The sequence below is a fragment of the Bacillus sp. 01N45 genome (assembly GCF_056399205.1).
The window spans coordinates 55,539-75,381 of record NZ_JBFTQW010000014.1; the positions used below are offsets into that span (position 1 = coordinate 55,539).

Annotated in this window: 17 protein-coding genes; 5 read left to right on the forward strand and 12 right to left on the reverse strand. The window is 31.8% G+C overall.

The window, feature by feature from the left end:
* Window positions 1-18: 18 nt before the first annotated feature.
* The 12 genes from AC1DMU_RS25155 to AC1DMU_RS25210 all read right to left on the reverse strand — a co-directional run bounded on the left by AC1DMU_RS25155 (window position 19) and on the right by AC1DMU_RS25210 (window position 15,295).
* On the reverse strand, window positions 19-1,170 hold the full coding sequence (locus AC1DMU_RS25155) for an acyl-CoA dehydrogenase family protein (protein ID WP_088064942.1): 1,152 nt from the start codon (window positions 1,168-1,170) through the stop codon (window positions 19-21).
* Window positions 1,171-1,175: 5 nt separating this feature from the next.
* Window positions 1,176-1,910, reverse strand: a complete 735-nt coding sequence (locus AC1DMU_RS25160; RefSeq protein WP_088064941.1) for a hypothetical protein — start codon at window positions 1,908-1,910, stop codon at window positions 1,176-1,178.
* A gap of 17 nt (window positions 1,911-1,927) precedes the next feature.
* Entirely contained in the window at window positions 1,928-3,193 is a 1,266-nt protein-coding gene (gene lysA / locus AC1DMU_RS25165; protein ID WP_088064940.1) for a diaminopimelate decarboxylase, read from the reverse strand.
* 5 nt (window positions 3,194-3,198) lie between these two features.
* Window positions 3,199-4,065 carry an amidohydrolase family protein gene (locus tag AC1DMU_RS25170; protein WP_088064939.1) on the reverse strand — a complete coding sequence of 289 codons (867 nt, stop codon included), beginning with the start codon at window positions 4,063-4,065 and terminating at the stop codon, window positions 3,199-3,201.
* Window positions 4,066-4,093: 28 nt separating this feature from the next.
* Entirely contained in the window at window positions 4,094-6,937 is a 2,844-nt protein-coding gene (gene uvrA / locus AC1DMU_RS25175) for an excinuclease ABC subunit UvrA (protein WP_088064938.1), read from the reverse strand.
* A 23-nt stretch (window positions 6,938-6,960) separates the two neighbouring features.
* A complete protein-coding gene (uvrB, locus tag AC1DMU_RS25180; protein WP_098133742.1) occupies window positions 6,961-8,796 on the reverse strand; it encodes an excinuclease ABC subunit UvrB in 1,836 nt (611 codons plus the stop codon).
* Window positions 8,797-8,820: 24 nt separating this feature from the next.
* A complete protein-coding gene (locus tag AC1DMU_RS25185; protein ID WP_215559264.1) occupies window positions 8,821-10,164 on the reverse strand; it encodes an ATP-binding protein in 1,344 nt (447 codons plus the stop codon).
* Window positions 10,165-10,173: 9 nt separating this feature from the next.
* Entirely contained in the window at window positions 10,174-11,628 is a 1,455-nt protein-coding gene (locus AC1DMU_RS25190; RefSeq protein ID WP_088064935.1) for a class I adenylate-forming enzyme family protein, read from the reverse strand.
* 32 nt (window positions 11,629-11,660) lie between these two features.
* Window positions 11,661-12,602, reverse strand: coding sequence for a hypothetical protein (locus tag AC1DMU_RS25195; protein WP_088064934.1), 942 nt, complete (start codon window positions 12,600-12,602; stop codon window positions 11,661-11,663).
* Window positions 12,603-12,615: 13 nt separating this feature from the next.
* Window positions 12,616-12,990 (reverse strand): carboxymuconolactone decarboxylase family protein, encoded by a 375-nt coding sequence (locus tag AC1DMU_RS25200; RefSeq protein ID WP_088064933.1) that lies wholly within the window; start codon window positions 12,988-12,990, stop codon window positions 12,616-12,618.
* A 93-nt stretch (window positions 12,991-13,083) separates the two neighbouring features.
* Window positions 13,084-14,259, reverse strand: a complete 1,176-nt coding sequence (locus AC1DMU_RS25205; RefSeq protein ID WP_088064932.1) for an LL-diaminopimelate aminotransferase — start codon at window positions 14,257-14,259, stop codon at window positions 13,084-13,086.
* 112 nt (window positions 14,260-14,371) lie between these two features.
* Entirely contained in the window at window positions 14,372-15,295 is a 924-nt protein-coding gene (locus tag AC1DMU_RS25210) for a 3-oxoacyl-[acyl-carrier-protein] synthase III C-terminal domain-containing protein (RefSeq protein ID WP_088064931.1), read from the reverse strand.
* Between the two features lie 166 nt (window positions 15,296-15,461).
* Between AC1DMU_RS25210 and AC1DMU_RS25215 the strand changes: the two genes are divergently transcribed.
* From AC1DMU_RS25215 to AC1DMU_RS25235, 5 genes are all read left to right on the forward strand, one after another.
* Entirely contained in the window at window positions 15,462-16,397 is a 936-nt protein-coding gene (locus AC1DMU_RS25215) for a 3-oxoacyl-[acyl-carrier-protein] synthase III C-terminal domain-containing protein (RefSeq protein WP_088064930.1), read from the forward strand.
* A gap of 16 nt (window positions 16,398-16,413) precedes the next feature.
* Complete coding sequence (locus tag AC1DMU_RS25220; protein ID WP_088064929.1) at window positions 16,414-17,433, forward strand: hypothetical protein; 1,020 nt, start codon at window positions 16,414-16,416, stop codon at window positions 17,431-17,433.
* Window positions 17,417-18,142 carry a ParB N-terminal domain-containing protein gene (locus tag AC1DMU_RS25225; protein WP_088064928.1) on the forward strand — a complete coding sequence of 242 codons (726 nt, stop codon included), beginning with the start codon at window positions 17,417-17,419 and terminating at the stop codon, window positions 18,140-18,142. Before AC1DMU_RS25220 ends, AC1DMU_RS25225 begins: the two co-directional genes overlap by 17 nt.
* A 126-nt stretch (window positions 18,143-18,268) precedes the next feature.
* The gene (locus AC1DMU_RS25230; protein ID WP_088064927.1) at window positions 18,269-18,835 is read left to right on the forward strand and encodes a hypothetical protein; all 567 of its coding nucleotides are present in this window, start codon (window positions 18,269-18,271) and stop codon (window positions 18,833-18,835) included.
* On the forward strand, window positions 18,828-19,829 hold the full coding sequence (locus AC1DMU_RS25235) for a BtrH N-terminal domain-containing protein (RefSeq protein WP_215559268.1): 1,002 nt from the start codon (window positions 18,828-18,830) through the stop codon (window positions 19,827-19,829). The genes AC1DMU_RS25230 and AC1DMU_RS25235 overlap by 8 nt, the downstream gene beginning before the upstream one ends.
* The last annotated feature ends 14 nt before the right edge of the window (window positions 19,830-19,843 follow it).

Consider the following 19,843-nt stretch of genomic DNA (forward strand, 5'->3'; position numbering starts at 1 on the left):
AATTATTTAATTTTATTATTAATTAATTCTCAGTAGTTCTTGAGCAACTTCACGTTTATGAATATTTGTTGATCCTTCCATAAACTCTATCATTCTGCCATCCCTTAGCCATTTTTCTAATAATGGATGGTCAATAATTGCTTCCGATCCTACAACCTGATTAATTCGTCTGGTTATTTCGTATACCAAATTATTTGCCATCCATTTACCCATGGAAGAAGTACCTGCATTATAAATACCTTTATCAACTTCTTTAGCTGCCCGATAAACTAATCTCCTAGTTCTTTCAATTTTCCATTGAAGTTCATCGATTATAATTTCTTCATTTAAATTCAACTTAATATTTTCTCTCACGTAATCTACCATGGCTCTGGATGTTCCAATTGCAATCGAAGATGTCGAAGGTCGCATTCTAAAAAACACTTTCATAGCTCCCCGTAACCCTCTTTGAAGAGGTGGTTTATTTAAACCAATAATTTGAGATTTATCTACTTCTAAATTGTTATAGACTGTATGACCTAACCTAGCTGCACGCATTCCTAAAGTCCGACCATAATCTCTATTTACAGTATCCGAATTTTCAAATTGATCTTCATGTATTAAAAAGCTTTGAATTGCAAACGTGTTATTTTTATGGCCCATCTTAGCAAAAGAAAGTGCCCACTGCGCTCTTTCTGCATTAGCTATATATTTTTTTTCCCCTTGTAATAGATACGTTCCATCATTTTTTTTGGTTGCAACCGTTTCGATAGCCGCTATATCTGATCCAGCATTAGGTTCCGTTAAATTGAATGCCGTCCAAACTGGATTCCTCCCCATAAAGGAGTTGAAGAATTTATCCTGCTGTTCCTGAGTTCCTAGCTCTTTTAATATTGGTCCTAATAATTGTGGTCCAGGTAAAGATAACATCATCGCTGGATCTCCATATGCTAACTCCTCAGTCCATATAGCTAACTCCAAAGAGGAATCTCCATAATAGATTTGATTATCTCGTCCTCTGATACCAGTATAACCATACTCCTTTGGGACACCTAAGCGCCATAAAGGATGGTAAAATGATTCTTGCTGAAGATAAGTGGGTGGTAATCCTCGACTCTTATCTGCTTCTAATGCAAATTCCCTTAATGATTCCCCGTATACTCTTAATTCAGTTCTAAGTGATTCAAACATATTAATTAGACCCCCTTCAACATTGAAATGTGGTGTATTTTGAGAAAGTTTTTTATAATGAAAGGATCCTCTAATCCAAATGCCCCCAAAACAGGTAATATCTTATCTATAATTTGAGTACTATTTTCCAACATAAAATTAATTTGTTTAAAAAACTTACTATATTCTGCTTCATCCATACTAAATTTTGTTGATAATTCCCTTAAAAACAGTATATTCCCTTCAATTTCACTACTTGCGATGACAAATGTATCATAAACCATTTGGTGTTTAGCTATTGGTACGCCAAAGGTTTTACGTTCTTTAATATAATCTTTACAAAATTGTAATATCAATTTACTGAATTTCAAAACAAAAGATGCTAAAATAATTTTATATCGAAGTCCATAAATCCATAGTATCTTTTGTTGATGAGAGGGAACTTTTATAACGTTTTTATACTGTTCAACCTTTTTAAGGGACAACTCCTCATCATCTAAACTGTAAACTTTCACACTATCTTCAAAACTCATTTTCCACCATAAATTATTATCTAGGTATAGAATAGAACCATCCTGATGCTTTCCAGCAAACAAATATAAATCTCGATTTTTCCAGCCCAAGCTTACTTTGACTTCTTTTAATTCTTGTAATAATTTTTGTTCTTCTTTAAGCAGTTCATTATAAAGAGTATTTTCATCTACATTATCTATTATGCTATCTATTCTTGTTGAAAAAGATGGAGATTTCAGTGTTTCCATGTATAAACTACCCCCTATTAACTTTGAAATGTTTGTACTACTGGCAGATCATATTCTGTTTTCTTACGAATGATTATATACTTATCATCCTTCATCAATACTTCAGTAGGAAGGTGATGACTTAAAAATAGTACAGGACTTGCAGTCAATCCATATGCTCCAGCATTCAAAATGCCAATATAATCACCAGGCTGGGATTTAGGAAGACTTATCTTCTTTGCAATTAAATCGTTTGGGGTACATAAAGGACCGGAAATATAATATTCGGTATTAGGTTCCTCATTCCATTTATTAAGAACCTTGATTGGAAAATTTTTCTTTAGAGCATTCCCCATTCCACCTGCGGCCATATGGTGATGTGTTCCTCCATCCACCGTTAAAAAATCGCAATTTTTAGATTGCTTTTCATATAATACTTTTGTAACATAAATCCCACTTTCACCTACAACATATCTACCTGACTCTAAAAATATCGGAATTTCTTCACCAAAACTACTATAAAACTCCTGAATCATAGCATGTAATCTATCAGAAATATCATCCAAATCAAGCGTGCTTTCATTAGAAAAATACGGTATTCCCATTCCACCACCGATATCTATATAATCTAATTTAACCTGGAATTGTTCTTGAACTTTCTTTGCCAAATTTAATATATATGCTGTATTTTCTATGAACACATCACTAGATAGAATGCGTGTGCCATTATATACATGTATCCCTACAATTTTTAGATTTGATAATCTTTCTTCTAACTCAAATATATTTTGCAGTTGTTCTTCATCCATACCAAACTGCCTTGGCTTTCCACCCATAGTTAATTTTGAACCTTTTGCTGATACACTTGGATTAATTCTAATACCAACTCTAACGGTTACTTCTGTTTCTTGAGCTATATCATTTACTTTTTGCATCTCTTGTAGTGACTCTACAATAAAATATTTAACTCCGTACTCAAATACTTTTCTAATTTCTTCTTCAGTTTTTCCTGGTCCCAAATATAAAACTCGTTCAGGAGAAACTCCTATTTTTTTTATTATCTCTAATTCTTTTAATGAACAAATTTCTAAATTGGCTCCTAAGTCATAAATTAACTTTACAATAGATGGATTAGGGTTTGCTTTTAGGGAATAAAATAGTTGAATTGCCTTATGAAGGTTCAAGAGCTTGTATACTTGCTCTTGAATAACACTAGCATCATATACATAAGCCGGTGTACCTATATTTTTTACCACTTCTAAAAGGTTATTTTTTTCAATATTCAGTCTACTCGTGGTAATCATTTATATTAAACTCCCTTCTTCAATTGCAATAATTTTTCTGCATTTTTATAAAAAATCTGAGCCCATTCTTCTTCTGTGATATGAGCTCCTTGTTCTTCTAAGCGCTTTTTTATATTCTTAAAGCGATCAATGCTTTCCTCCATTGTACACATTGGATAATCCGTACCCCAAATTAACTTATTAATAACCCCCTGTTCTTTTGCCATTTGAAAAATATTACACATTTCATCAATCGGTTGATAAAAAGATACAATTGATAAATCAGTATATACATTTTTATATTTTTTAAGAAGAGATAATGTATCGTTAATCCATGGCCAACCCATATGAGCTATTATAATATTAAGATTCGGAAATTTAATAAGTACATCATTTAGTAACACAGGGTGACAATAACGTAAACTTGCTTGTTTTATCGGAGTAAAACCCATGTGAACTAAAACTGGTAGGCTACGCTCCTCTGCATCTTCATACAGAGGATACCAGCCCGGGTCATTAGGTGAAATGCCCAAGTACCCAAAAGCTAATTTATATCCATGTAGGTTGTATTTAGTTAACTCTTGTTCTAGACTCTTTTTACACAAAGTTTTTTCATAAGCATCAAACGAAGCAAAGCCTACAAAATATTCCGGATATTTTGCACACAATTCTGAAACATACTCATTTGTAACATGTACTCCTAATGTGCGTTTAGCATTAAAAGCAAGTAATACCGCTTTTTTTACACCTGATCCTTCCATTTCTTTGATTAAATTTTCTATTCTTACTTCCATATTTGTATGAGATTTATTACATGAATCCATCATTTGTTGAGCAAACTCTTCAGTGTACTCACTTTTTAATTCTCCAACATGAACATGAAAATCAATCAAACAATCACCCCCTTTCCAAAAACACTTATTAATTATGTTCTAAAAATCCCCTTAAAAATTCCCCTGTAAGCGAACTAGGTACATTACATATTTCCTCAGGAGTTCCTGTAGCTACTACCTGTCCTCCATTTTTCCCTCCATTGGGCCCCATATCAATAATATAGTCTGCTGTTTTTATAACCTCTAAATTATGTTCTACTATCAAGACTGATGATCCCTTTTCTACTAGTTGATGTATAACTTTTAAAAGTCGGTTGATATCTTCTAAATGTAGACCTGTAGTAGGTTCATCAAGGATATATAAGGTTTTACTAGTAGATGTCCTTGATAATTCTGTAGCTAGTTTTACACGTTGCGCTTCTCCACCTGACAAAGTTGTTGCTGGTTGTCCAATTTTCATATAACCTAAACCAACTTTATTTAAGCTGTTTATATATTTTATAATTTTAGGATGATCTTTAAAAAATTCTGTTGCATCTGCTACAGTCATATTTAAAATATCGGAAATATTATTATTTCGATATTGAACATTTAAAGTTTCCTGATTATATCGATGCCCTTGGCAATCATCACAAACAACATAAACATCAGGTAGATAGTGCATTTCAATCTTAACTACCCCATCGCCCTTACAAGTATCACACCTTCCTCCAGGTACATTAAAACTAAATGCCTTTTTAGCTAATCCCCTTACCTTAGCATCTGGTGTCTTTGCAAATAAATCTCTAATTTCATCAAACATACCTGTATACGTCGCTGGATTGGATCTAGGTGATCTTCCAATCGGTGATTGATCAATATTAATCACTCTATCAATGTGCTCTAAACCACTTATCTCATCAAAATTACCTGGCAACAATTTATATGCTCTGTGAATTTCTCTAGCTAAATGCTTATATAATATTTCATGGATTAGGGTACTTTTCCCTGAACCTGAAACACCAGTAATACAAGTCAATAGTCCTAAAGGAATATCGACGTCAATGTCTTTCAAGTTATTTTCTTTAGCGCCTCTAATAGATAAATATTTCCCATTTTCTTTTTTTCTTTCTTTAGGAACTTTTATTTCCTTAGCACCAGATAAATATTGACTAGTTAACGAACCATTCCCTTTTTTAAACGCTTCAGGAGTGTCGGCTGCTACAATTTCTCCACCTTGATTCCCTGCTCCAGGTCCTAGCTCAACTATATAATCCGCTGCTAACATTGTATCTGTATCATGTTCTACAACTATTACCATGTTACCTAATTCTCTTAACTTTTTTAAAGTATTTATTAAACGAATATTATCTCTTTGATGCAATCCAATGCTGGGTTCATCTAAAACGTATATTACTCCAGATAAAGCCGACCCTATTTGAGTAGCTAATCTAATACGCTGAGCTTCTCCACCAGATAATGTTTTTGCTTCTCTATCTAAGGTTAAATATTCTAATCCTACATCCAATAAAAACTGTAATCTACTATTAATTTCCTTAAGTAACCTTTCGGAAATTTCTATTTGTTTTTCAGTAAGAATTTGATTGATTTGCTTAAAAAAATTAGCTACATTATCAATAGACATGCTAGATAATTGTGCAATGTTTGTATCTCCAATATATACAGCTAAACTTGTTTGTTTTAATCTCTTACCACTACAAGATTGACATGTAATGCTAGACATTACTTCTTCTAATTTTTCCTTTACACTGTCCGAATTACTAGCATTGTATCTACGATTTATATTAGGAATTACTCCCTCAAAAGGCGCTGAATGCGTTCGTTGTTTACGCTCTGACTCATATTGAAATAAGATTTCCTCTGTTCCACTTCCATAAAGAAGAATATCCTTATGTTGATCAGAAAGGTTTTTAAATGGTGTTTCTTTAGAAATAGCATAATGATTACACACGATATCAATTATATTGTGATACCATTTTGCAGTACTCGTAGCCCAATTTTCAAACACACCTTCATTTATAGACTTATTCCAATCTGTTATTAATAGCCTTGGATTCACTTGTAAAGTAGCCCCTAATCCATGACATTGTTCACATGCGCCATATGGACTATTAAACGAAAAGTTCCTTGGTGTTAGCTCATCAATAGAATAACCACATTCGGAACATGCCTGTAAGCTATTAAAAAAGTACCTGTTTGTTTTTCCATTTTGTTCTAATGTCTCTATTAATACTTGTCCTTTTGCTTCTAACGCAGCTTTCTTGATTGAATCTGTAACCCTTCTTTTATTAGCATGTGAAAAAGTGACTTTATCAATAAGTGCCTCTATTGTATGTTGTTTACTTTTATCTAAAACGACGGGACTAGTAATCTTTAATAATTCGCCGTCAACCCTAACTCGAATAAATCTCTTCTGAATAGCTCGCTCAATTACACTCTTGAACTCTCCCTTTTTCCCCTTAATGAGAGGGGCATATATATACAACTCTGTCCCATCTTTTAAATCTTTAAGCTGATTCATCATTTGATCTATTGATTGGGGTTGTATAGGAATATTATGTTCTGGGCAATAAGGAATACCAATTGAAGCGAACAATATTCTCATGTAATCATATATCTCAGTTATAGTTCCAACTGTAGATCGAGGATTCTTATGTATAACTTTTTGCTCAATAGATACTGCTGGTGTAAGTCCTTCAATAGAATCTACATCTGGTTTTTCCATTTGTCCTAAAAACTGCCTCGCATACGATGATAAAGAGTCAACATACCTACGATGTCCCTCTGCAAAGATAGTATCAAATGCTAAGGATGATTTTCCTGAGCCACTTAAACCTGAAAATACAGTAAGGCTATTAAAATCTAAATCTATATCTACACTCCTAAGATTATTAGCTCTTGCTCCCCGAACTTTAATTATCCGGTCAGACATACCCTCATCCTCCTTGTTCCCACTTAAAGCTCCTCAGCGATACCTAATAAATTTTTCAAAGAAACAGGTTCTTTTTTTACAATTGTTTTAGGTACAATATTGTTATCTTTGTTATATTGTATTTGAATTTCTCTCCTACGCTCGGTCTCCTCAATAGCACCTTGAATATTATCTTTTATACTATCGGCAAACAGAAGTGCTCTTCCATTAATATTTCTAGCAGCACGACCAATTAGTTGTAATAATGCACTCTTGGATCGAAGGAAGCCCCTTTGATCCGCTCCAATTACAGCTACTAGCGATACCTCTGGTAAATCTAAACCTTCTCTTAAAAGATTAATTCCTACAAGCACATCAAAACTACCCATTCTAAAATCTCTAATAATTTCTGATCTCTCTATATTCTCCACTTCAGAATGCAAGTATTCTGCTTTTATTTGTAAGTTATTAATTTCTTTCGTTATTTCTTCCGCTTGTTTTTTGGTTAACGCAATAACTAATACCTTTTCATTTCGACTAATAGTATTTTTTATTTCATTTATTAAAGTCTCAAAGTAATTTTCGCTACTCTTCACTTCAATAACTGGATCGATAAGCCCAGTAGGGCGTATTACCTGTTCCACAAAAACTTCTTTAGACTCTACTTCATGTTTTCCAGGAGTTGCCGACATAGACACCATACATTTCGTATTGTTCATAAATTCTTCAAACTTAGGTGGCCTATTATCTAGTGATGAGGGTAAACGATATCCATAGTCAATTAGATTTTTCTTTCTAGACTGATCTCCAGCATACATAGCGTGTAACTGAGGTAATGTTACATGAGATTCATCAACTACAGTTAAATATCCATCTTCAAAATAGTCCGTCAAATTAAAACATCTTGACCCTTTTTCTCTATTTTGCATATATAAGGAATAATTTTCGATTCCCATACAATGACCTGTATTCTTTAACAATTCTAGATCATATAATGTACGTTGTTCCAATCTTTCTGCCTCATGAAATTTACCTAAACCTCTTAAAAGCTTTAATTGCTCAACTAAATCCTTTTCAATTAAAGGTAGAGCTGTTTCAATTTGTTTTGTTGTAGTAATAAAACTTGTAGCAGCAAAGATATGAACTTCCTCTAGACTATCCACTATCTCTTCAGTAACAGGATGAATAGTAAGAATCTCTTCTAGTTCATCCCCAAAAAATTGTAACCTGATAGCTTCCTGTTTACCCATTGGATAGATATCAATTGATCCTCCACGGATTCTAAATGTTCCAGGCTCAAACTCTATATCATTTCTTTTGTACTGATTATCAATTAGATGCTTAATAACTTGCTCATATGTGTAAACAAAATACCCATCTGGTTTTACAGATAAAACGAAAGAAGTACTATTAAAATCCTCGGGGGCACTCATAGGATACAAACATGAAATACTGGCTACTACAATGACATCCGTTCGTTTTAATAGACTGGCCATAACAGAATGCCTCATTCTTTCAATTTCACTGTTAATTTTAGAGTCTTTTTCTATAAAGAGATCTTTATGTGGAACATAAGCCTCTGGTTGATAATAATCATAATAACTTACAAAATACTCTACTGCGTTATTAGGGAATAATTGCTTTAATTCGCTCCATAGTTGCGCCACTAAGGTTTTATTATGAGCAATAATTAATGTTTGACGATTAAGTTGCTGAATTACATTAGCAATAGTAAATGTCTTTCCGGTACCTGTAGCCCCTTTTAATAACAGCCTACTTTTTCCACTTTCTACTCCCATTACTAGCTTTTCAATGGCTTGTGGCTGATCACCCATAGGTTCCATAGATGATTGGATTTGAAAATCTATCGATTTTCTCATATGGTATCTCCTTTTATTTCTCTTCTAATTAATATTTAAATTTCCTAATTTACTCTTCAAAATTTCCACCATATCTTTACATTGATTGATAGTTTCACCAAGTATAATTGTATATAACCTCCCTTTCTTATTAATTCCTAAATTCAACGTAGAAAAACCATTAATAATTACACCATGCTCCTTTTCCTTGGTATATAAAATATCCTTTAGTTCCTCTTTAATTCTTTTGAAAGGTACTGTTTTTTCCAGGACAACCTCAAAAGGTATAGCCATAAAGAACGCATCGGGATTGAAAAACCTTTCAATAATATTATTTTGGTATGTTGCCATGTTGAATCTAGCATTTATTTCGACACAAGGGTACAAAAATCCTTTTCTATCAATCATTGCATCAACACCAACTACACCATAAAACCCATCTCTCGCTAATGTTTTCCCAATAGCTTCATAACTTTCTAGAAGTTCTTTTTCCTGAACTTTTGTTAATTGAACTGGTAATTTATGCCCCAAATGTACACCCTTATGCACCAACGCTTCTCGAACTGATGTAAATTTGATATTCCCGTTTTTATCTATGATGAATTGATAGTTAAGATCTCTTTCTTTTTCAATCCAATTTTCTAAAATCATTTCTATATTTTCATGGCCCTTTTTTACAGACATTCTTTTTAGTAAATTTAAAATATTTTCAAACTTACTATCTGAATCAATTAGAACCATTCCTTTTCCAGATACTCCCATAGAGTCTTTTAAAACTAATGGATTTTCTAAATATCTTTTTCTAATTTCATGGTAATTAAATTCAAGTTCTGAGATAGTATGACTCACTTTTCCTGCTACTTGACGAAGATTAAATTCATCTCCTAACTTCCAGCTATAAATCTTGCTATTAACCTCACGACATATAGTTGATGCAGGAGTACATAAAGAAATTGAAGTTTGTTGAGATACCTTTTCCTCAATGTTTGATGTACCATATGGTAGTAATGAATACGAATTATCCCTATTAATATTTTGAAGCCTATTAATATTTTGAGTGCTAGATAAAATTGTTTCTGAAATATTTTCTCCTGAATTATCAGAATAGAAATTCAATATATTGGGAACAAATCCTCGGGTTTCTTCTATATACTGTACATAATCCTCATCAATGCCTTCTTTAAGACAAACAATGTCTTCTTTTTCAGCAAGAAATAATGCCATTTCACCTATTTTATTAACCAATGATTGCGCTTTTGAAATATTACTACCCGGTAGTGTAATGATATTTTCTTTTTTCCAATGCTGTTCTACTTCAACATTACCTAACCATATAAAATTTTTTTCCGGTTCACTAAGACTGTTCTTTAGTTCCTTATAGAAAGACATAGTTTCCTCCTAGACTAAATTTTGCAGTTCATTTTTTAAAACCTTACCATTATTATTACGGGGAATTGCGGATACAAATTTAACAATTTGTGGTATTTTGTAACTAACTAATCTTTCCTCACAAAATTTCACTACAGTTTCCCTTTTTAAATAATCATTAGCAACTACAACTGCTGCTAAAATTTCCGTTCTTTTTTCTAGATTTTTTTTCCCAAATACAGATACATCATATATTTCGGGATGCTTTCGTAGGACATCTTCTACTTCAATTGGATCTACTTTTTTACCTGCTACATCTACAACATCACTTTTTCTTCCTTTTATATATACTTTTCCATCCAGTCTCATTTCACCTAAATCTCCAGTCAAATAATAACTTTGAGATAACCTTTTTTCTAACTCTCCTGGAAGATTATAATAGCCCTTCGCCCTTGACTCCGTATATAATGCTACTTCTCCTACTTCACCTTTTTGTAACTCTTCACCATCTTTACCCAAAATTTTCACTTTAACATTATGGAGTGGATAACCTACACTGTTATAGTCATCCGTTTGATTTAAGATTGATAGCCCAGTTTCAGCTACGCCATATAAATCTGAAATATTAATACCAAACAGCCTATTGAATTTTCTTTTTATACTTTCATGAAGAATTGTACCTGAAGATACACACATTCTTACATTTTTAAATTGCTTTACATTTTTTATTCTAGTCATTAAATCATATAAAACTGGAAAAGCCACAAATATAGTAGGTTTCTTATCTAATATAATTTCAACTACTTTTCTTGGGGTTATATTATCATGGAGTAAAATTGTAGCACCCACTCTCAATGGAGCAAGTATTGAGGTATTAAAGGCTAAGCCGTGCGTTAAATATGCGGCACAATATACTATATCATTCGAATTTAAATTAACTGATTCTAACCAATTTGTAGATGCTGCGATTACATTTTTTTCTTCGTACATCATACATTTTGGAATACCTGTCGTTCCTGATGAATAACGGCATGATATTATATTTTTTAATCTCTCCATCGCAATCTCATTAGATAAATATTTTTGTTGAAGTATAATAAGTGATATATTTCCATATTTATAAATATGTTTTATCTTTTCTACTAAAGGAAAATCATCTATTTCTTCCGTCCTAACAATAAATCCGCCAAGATGAACATGCTTTATTAAGTTGTCTAACTCATTCTCTCGCCATTTATGATCGACTAAATGAGCAACTTTCTTAGCTTTAATAAGTGCATAATAAGAAATGATGAAATCTGGGTGATTTTTAATATAAATACCAATTGGATAAGAAAAACCACTTATATCTTGCTCTATTTTTTCACCAATACTATTAAATTCATTTACAAATTGTTTATAGCTTAATTTATAATCTTTATACATTAAAGCCTTTTTATCCGGAAACTTCTCTGCAGATTTATATATGTATTCCAATATCTCCACTTACTAATCACCTCTGTCATTTAATAATGTTATTACATGCATTCTAGAAGAAGCGTCCCAATAGTACCTTTAGAACCAGCAAAGATTAGTAGAATATGCATCCCTTTTTTGATTTGTCCTTTTTGATGCATCTCTTTTAGACTATAATACGGATCTGAAGTAGTTAGGTTAGCTGTATTTCGATATTCACGTTGATAAAAATAAAAATCCTTACAATCTAATTTAATTTTATCTATAAAGTTCGAAGAGAAATTTTGTAATATCACTTGGTAAGGCATAATATTTAAATTTTCTTCTTTTATGTGCTTTAACTGTTCTTGAATATGTACAATTAGCTCATCTTCACAATTATTTTCTTCCTTAACATGCCATGAATGAAGATCCCATGAAATAACCTTAAACTGCCCATCTTTTCCGGAAATTGTAAACGAAGAAGCTCCGTCGCCATAAGGAAAGTGATTATGTTTAACACGCATTTGTGGAAGATTACATTTATCAGCACATACTATTTGAAATTCCTGCTCTTTATCTTCTATAAACATTTTCGCAATATTGATAGCTGTTAAAGATACAACGGATCCCTGATCTTTAATAGCATAAGGTAGTGCTTGAGATAAATCCCCAAGCCTTTTTATATTCATTGCTACAGTTATAGGTTGTGGGAGATTTAAAAATTCATGGCAGTAAACGAGATGTTTAATATTATCCTTTAATTTTCCATTTAAGGATTTCATCACTACGTCACCTGACATTTCCGCAATATTATTATCACTAATTGGAATTGTATACATATATTTTTTAAAGGAATCTAGTCCCAAATCTTCGTTGTCTTGACTAGACTTCTTTTTATACGCTTCAAACATTCCATTAAAATCTGGATTAACTTCTGCTCCTTTTATATCGCACAAATAATCCTTTACAGTCTTATATTTATCTAGATACAGTACTTCTAAGTTAGAAATATATAAATCCATTCTATAGTCTCTCCTAATTATTATTCTTTTCACTTTCCATTACTTCTTTAATTAAAGACATACCAAAATTAAATGCAGATAATCCTTTAAATAAGAATGCTAGCTTAGCTACATCAAATAACTCGTCCCAACTAGCGCCAGCTCTTCTTGAGGCAATCAAATGCACCTTAGCCCCAGGTGCAGCTAGCATAAGTAACATACCAAATAACATTATTTGTACATATTTTTCTGGAATATACTTTGATTCCATGCTATTTTTTCTAAACATTTCATGTAATTCAAGCTCTTCGGGCCTAACTTGAAGAGTCACCTCATGCCTAGCCTCAGTTGGAGCTGGAATAAAACCAAATAGATTTTGATAAACTTGATTAATATCATTCATATTCATATATAACCCTCCAAATTTTTAATAATTAGAAATAGATGAGTTGTATTTTTTATTATATTGGTATCAAATATTAATAAAACTATTCTATTGTGTTTATTTTTGAATATATATATTTTCATTAATTGACTTAATTGCTCTATGAAGCTGTTCTTCTTCAACATTTAAGGAAATCCTTATAAATCCTTCTCCATAACCTCCAAATCCTATACCTGGAGTCATCAAAACCCCCGCCTTTTCTAATAACATCTTACAAAATTCCATAGAACTATTATTATTTGGTACTTTCACCCAAATGAAATATCCTGCTTTAGGCACCTGAATTTCCCAACCAAGAGGCTCTAATCCTCTTTTAAGGATATTCATACGCTCTAAATAACGCTCTTTGATTTCTTTAGGAACTTCGTTATAAGAATCTAGTGCAAATGAAGCCGCTTTTTGGATAGCTCCAAATACGCCTGAATCTACAAATGCTTTCGTTTTAGCTATATTATCTATGACTTCTGCATTCCCAACCACCATTCCAATACGCCAACCAGTCATACAAAATGTTTTTGAAAAGGAATGAAATTCCACCCCTACTTCCTTAGCTCCTTTTGCTTTTAAAAAACTAGGCGCTACATAATTACCAAAAGAAACTTCTGAATATGCAGCATCATGTGCGACTATGATATTATTCTTCTTTGCAAACTCTACTGCTTGCTCAAAATCCTCAACACTTGCTACTGCACCAGTAGGGTTATTAGGATAGTTTAAAAACATTAATTTTGCTTTTTTAGCTACCCTAGGAGAAATGTTAGAGAAATCCGGAAAAAAATTATTCTTTTCTAGTAAAGGTAGCTCCTCAACTTGCCCTCCAGCAAGAGCCACTCCACCTGCATATGCGGGATAACCAGGATTAGGAACTAAGGCTATTTCCCCCGGATCTATATATGAAAGTGATATATGAGATAACCCTTCCTTTGAACCCACTAAAATCAATACTTCTTTCTCGGGATCTATATCCACACCAAACCGCCTTTTATACCAATCAGAAATTGTAATTTTCAACTGATCAATACCGCGAAATGGAGGATATCGATGAGTTTCATATTCAGATAAAACTTCTTTCATTTTTTCGACAATATGACTTTGTGTTGGAAAATTAGGATCTCCCACACTTAGATCAATAACAGGATATCCATCCTTTACTCTCTTTTGTTTCATGTTTTCAAGATGTGCAAATAAATAACTAGGTAGATTAGATACTCTATTCGAAATTTTAAAATTCATCTAACTCCTCCGAATTTTTAGTTTTTTTACGCTATTTTAGTAAAATTATAATAGTATATTTTACCAAAATACATAAAATCTATGTTAATCCCACGTGATTTATATATTAATATTATTTTTTCATTAGAACACTACCATAAGCACCTCCAAGGCCCACACTTAGCATTAAATAATATGAATCCTTTGGGATATCAAATTCATGTAGGGAATCCTGAAGATTAAGTAATAAATCACAACCACTAACATGCCCTAATTTAGCTATATTGTTTGTATATATATTTTCAAACGGAATGTTCAAAGAACGTGAGGCTAACTCCCAAGTGTCAAAATTCACATTATGCGGGATTATGAGTTTAATATCTTGTAAATTAATATTGGATTTTTTCTCTGTCAATTTAAGTATTTTCTTTATACCCAAAAAATATGACATTTGAAACCAACGATATGATTGATCATCCCATTCCCCAAAGCTTGATACTTTAGAGTCTACAAATTGGTTAACACATATGATTTTATTACTATCACCCTGAGAAGATATTAAACATGCTGCTGCCCCATCAGAGAATACAGTCATATCCTCAATTTTACGCATTGAATCAGTATACATCTTCTCAGCAAATAGTAGCAAAATATACTTTTTATCAGAATTTTCGAGTAACTTAGTCGCTATTTCAATAGCTGTTATTGGTGTTACACAATTTAAATCTGAAATTGTAAATGCGGGGATATCACCTAAATGAAATTCTTTTTTTAACTTCTCTAAGAACATGTTACCATCAGGATGACTTTGCATGGCATGTCCATATATAATTCCCCCTAAATCATCAGGCATTATTTTGTTAGTTTCGAATAAATCTTTAACTGATTTTTTCACCATACTATAAGACGTCTCTGTACCAGAATCCATAATATATCTTAACTTATGAAAATCCGTTATCCTCTCATATTCTTTATCACTTAGTCCCACTGATTCTTTAATATCATAAATATCTACTCTCTTTTCTGGTCTATACGTGGAAATCTGATGCAAATACATTAAATACACCTCTTTTAATAAATTTTAAACTTATAATAACTCAATAAATGTATTTTTTTAAGAATATTCAGTATTTTTAACATGTTATTAACTTTAGATTGATGTAGTTAAATATGGTATTTATTGTATCTTAACTTTAATAATAAATACTATTAGGAGGCACTAGATGAGGATAGGCATTCAGGGAATCGGTATTTACGTTCCTAACAATCGCATAAATTTAAAAGAGTTAGCAAGTACCTTACATTTATCTGAAAATGAACTTGATGTACTAATGAATACTCATCACTTAAAAGAAATAGCTATTGAAACTAAAAAAAATGCTAATGAGATGTTAATTGCAGCTATAGAGAACCTCATGTTGCACAATAAAATTGATTCAACAGATGTTGGGTTAATTTTATTTACCCATACAATCTTGCAATTTTCACCTTTTCTATCTGAACCACTTCTAGCTATTAAAAATCAATTTGGCTTTCATAATGCACACAGTATGTCAGTAGCAAATCTGAATTGTGCAGGAATGGATTTTTTACTATCTCTCTCCCATAAATGGCTACTAAATAATAATCACGCAAAAAGTGTCTTAATTTTAACAAGTGATAAAACATTTGTAGAAGATTTTAGGTATCTCAAGGAAAGTTCTGTAATGGGAGATGCTGCTTGTGCCGTCTTAGTTTCAAAAGGTTCACAGCAAAATCAAATCATCGCATCTAATATTAATGTAGATGCTACTATTTTTAATGGGGAAGCATCTGCTCCCGAGGAATTTGATTGGTTTCTAAAAAGTGTCTCAACAGGAATAATAAAAAATCTAAAGTCCCTCTTAAAAGACGCTAATTTCAATTCAGATGATATCACTCTAATTATTCCAAGTAATATAAACTTCCCGACTTGGAGTAACATAGGAAAAATTTTAAAAATACCAATTGAGAAATTCTATTTCCCTACTTTATCTAATACTGGACATGCACATAATTCTGATCCTATCCTTAATCTTCACCAGGCAATAAATTCAAAAAAAATTCATCCAGGAGATTATTATGTAACATTAACTGCTGGAATAGGTGGTACTTTTGGATGTACCTTATTCAAATGTTAATCAAGAGGTGTAATTCATGAACTCAAATATATTCATTTCGAACATAACAACCTTCGTTCCTAATTCTTGCAAAATTCAAAAAAACGATCTTATAAATCAAGATAGTATTATTAAGAAATTTGAATCTCAAAAACGGAAATTCCCATTATACTCTATGAACAAAGAATACGGATTAGATAATAATTACGATGGGAAAAATGCACAGTTTATTATTCCAAATATTTCACTGCCAATATCTTTAAATCAAACTTCTTCTGATTTGGCATTAGAAGCTACAAAAAAATTAGTGGATAAAACATCAAAAAGAAGCCCCTTATACTTTGCATATTGTCATGATACAAACGAGCCAAGTATCTATTTAACTCCTGCTTTAAAAGTGAAAAAAAAACTAAAATTAAAGGGTTCTATACCTTTCTCGATAAGTCACCAAGGTTCTGCTGCTTTTACTAGTTCTATATTTCTGTTAGATACTTTGCATAAGCAAAATTCAAAAGAGACATTTTCTATCATTACTACTACTGATCAAGTATGTCCACCCCATCCTAGAATTTTTTTCACCGCTTATCCTAAGGGAGATAGTTCTGCTTCCTGTATTTTTAGTACAGACAATGGACAGTATCGCATTATTGACTACACTTTACATACTTTTTCTTCAACTCCTACACCACTAAGGTGGAGTATAACAGATTATTGTTTATTTGAAGAAAAATTGATTTCTATTACAAGCAAATTATTAGATGAATTTATTAATACCAATTCCATAAAATGGATAATCGCACAAAATTTGAGTAAACATTTCATTGAAGCACTAGAAATGTATACTCAAAAAAACGAATTAAAACTCTTCAAAAGGACCATTGCTACTAGCAGTAATCTCCTGACTAGTGATTGTTTAGTTTCATTAGAGCAAGCTGAACAATCTGGCGTTTTAGATACTAATGATAACATTTTACTACTACAAGTTGGTCCACTTTCGCATATTGGACTATTACTATTAAAAAAAGAGAGAGCTGATAATTTTGTCTATCTTAAATAATTTAGATTTAATTCCAATAGATTCTTTACGATTTCATGAAGATCACGACCCACATAGATTGAAACGTATTACAAATGACATTAATAGCCTAAAATATTTAAATAATCCCCCTATGGTAACTGTCTGTAATGATAATACCTATTTAATATTAGATGGATTACACCGGGCTAAATCTTTAATAGAGATGAATATTAATAACATTATAGTACAAAAAGTAGACTTGGATCATCCTAAACTTAAAATATTATCGTGGACACATGTCATACCTGATTATATAGAAATCCTTAATAATAATAATAATTATGCTAAAGAGGTTCCTATGTTTACTTTATTTCGTTCTAATCAAACTACAGTATTTCTAGGACCAAAATCATTAAAATTACGTTTAGAAATACTTCACAAAATAACTTCAAGTTATTTAAATAAAGATGAAATTGAAAGACTTCCAGAACCGCCAGACTTTTTAGAACCTGGTAAACAGTATCTTTCTTTTCAGCCTTTTACATTAGAAGAATTTAAGGAATTGAGAGACTATCATTATATTACTCCACCAGGAATGACTCGATTATTAATTCCAGATCGATTATTAAACCTAAAAATGCCCTTACATCTTTTAGATCAAAAAAATGATGAAATTTTCCAAAATAAAATACTTTCTTATAAACATCGTCTAAGAAAATATACCGAAGACGTCTATATTCTCGAATAGAATTACTTTTAAATTTCTTAATTGAATAATACGCTAACGTTTTCTTAACAAATGATTTATGGTCCACATAGACAAAAGTATTATAAGCTCATTTTAATAACTATTGTAAAAAGTGAGGGATTTATATTGAAAGATTACCACCTTAATTTAAGTGATTTATTTAATAATCATGGTATTCTTGGTAAAAATGAACCTATTAATGATAGTAGCTTTAGCTTAGGAATTTCATTTTATCCAGCAGAACATCTCCCTAAATACGGAGAAAAATTCCATTGGGAAAATACTTCATTTCTTTTTCCAACGAAGACTAGTGAGGGTTTCGATAATTTAACTTTAGATTATCAAACTATTCAAGTTCCTAAAGGGAAATTCACTGACCTCTATATACTTGGTTCTTCAAATAATGGTAATTTTTACGATGATGTTCAACTCCTATTTAATAACAAAATAGTTTATACATTTAAATTAGCATTAACAGAATTTGTTTCAGAAACCTCCTGGTTCGGGGATCCGATTGTTTTAGAATGTCCCTTTACTAGAAACAAAAATCTTGATTTATTCAGCTTACAACCTAAGATATATTGTCATCAGGAACAACTACCTTCTAATATTACTTTCGATGAAATTAAATTAGGTAGCAATCCCTTTATCCATCTATTCTCAATTACATTAAGAGGTGAAACAATTGAATAAATCCAAACTATTTACTCATCCCTATCATAATTGCTTAACTATGACGGTTACGGGCGTAATTCATGAAGAGGTAGAAATTGAAGGCCTGTGGTTTCTCAGTCAACTCTATACTATTAAACGTCCAGATAACTCGGTAAGGTTTATACCTAGAATGAGTTTTTTCAATGATGAGATTTCTGAATTTTCGAACCTAGTACCTGAACATAAAACATTTTCCAATTTTAATGATTACAGGGAAAGTTTAGATTCTACCCTCCATAAGGGGATACCAGTTATTGCTCCAGTCGATACTTTCTTTCTCCCTTACTCATCCAGATACCAAGTTCAACATAATTTTCACTGGATGGAAATTTGGAAAAAAGAAGAGTCTAATTATAAATTAGTCGATCACTACTATCATTTCGTAGGCGATTTGAGTGAAGCAGATCTTCAAAAAGCTGTCGAAGGATCTAAAGAACTATTACAACCATCAAGTTATCAGTATTATTCTTTAAGTACTGAAAATTATAAGTCTTTCGCTAAGCAATCATATCAAAAATCTATAAATATAAACCTAACAAGCCTTCTTTCTACTGACCAAGTTGGTTTGCCTGTTTCATATAAGATTTTTGATGAATCCTATGTTATCTCACAAGGATTAGACGTCTTTACAGATATTTATCAAAAATTAAATTCTGTTAATCAACATATGGACGAAGAATTACGTCAAGCAACCCTCGAGGAGCTCTATGAAGACTTTAATGAATTAGGAAATTCTAGATATGTATTTGGAGAATTTCTCGAGAAATATGATACTTCAAAAAAAACTACTACTCTGGTACAAATCCTTACAGATTTAGCACAAGAATACAAGATTTGTGCTAACCTAGCACTTCGTAATGTAGTGCGTAATGATCACTTCTCACAAAAGGTTTTGGATAGGGTATCTCAATTGAAAGAAAAAGAAGAACAATATATCAAACAACTTATAAAATTATCTATTAGCACTAATTAGTACTATATATTTGA

Bases quoted from the DNA above. Each gene is read 5' to 3' on its own strand.
- AC1DMU_RS25160 (WP_088064941.1), bottom strand. From the start codon at position 1,910: ATGGAAACACTGAAATCTCCATCTTTTTCAACAAGAATAGATAGCATA.
- uvrA (WP_088064938.1), bottom strand. From the start codon at position 6,937: ATGTCTGACCGGATAATTAAAGTTCGGGGAGCAAGAGCTAATAATCTT.
- uvrB (WP_098133742.1), bottom strand. From the start codon at position 8,796: ATGAGAAAATCGATAGATTTTCAAATCCAATCATCTATGGAACCTATG.
- AC1DMU_RS25200 (WP_088064933.1), bottom strand. From the start codon at position 12,990: ATGAATATGAATGATATTAATCAAGTTTATCAAAATCTATTTGGTTTT.
- AC1DMU_RS25195 (WP_088064934.1), bottom strand. From the start codon at position 12,602: ATGGATTTATATATTTCTAACTTAGAAGTACTGTATCTAGATAAATAT.
- AC1DMU_RS25155 (WP_088064942.1), bottom strand. From the start codon at position 1,170: ATGTTTGAATCACTTAGAACTGAATTAAGAGTATACGGGGAATCATTA.
- AC1DMU_RS25205 (WP_088064932.1), bottom strand. From the start codon at position 14,259: ATGAATTTTAAAATTTCGAATAGAGTATCTAATCTACCTAGTTATTTA.
- AC1DMU_RS25210 (WP_088064931.1), bottom strand. From the start codon at position 15,295: ATGTATTTGCATCAGATTTCCACGTATAGACCAGAAAAGAGAGTAGAT.
- AC1DMU_RS25215 (WP_088064930.1), top strand. From the start codon at position 15,462: ATGAGGATAGGCATTCAGGGAATCGGTATTTACGTTCCTAACAATCGC.
- lysA (WP_088064940.1), bottom strand. From the start codon at position 3,193: ATGATTACCACGAGTAGACTGAATATTGAAAAAAATAACCTTTTAGAA.
- AC1DMU_RS25220 (WP_088064929.1), top strand. From the start codon at position 16,414: ATGAACTCAAATATATTCATTTCGAACATAACAACCTTCGTTCCTAAT.
- AC1DMU_RS25185 (WP_215559264.1), bottom strand. From the start codon at position 10,164: ATGTCTTTCTATAAGGAACTAAAGAACAGTCTTAGTGAACCGGAAAAA.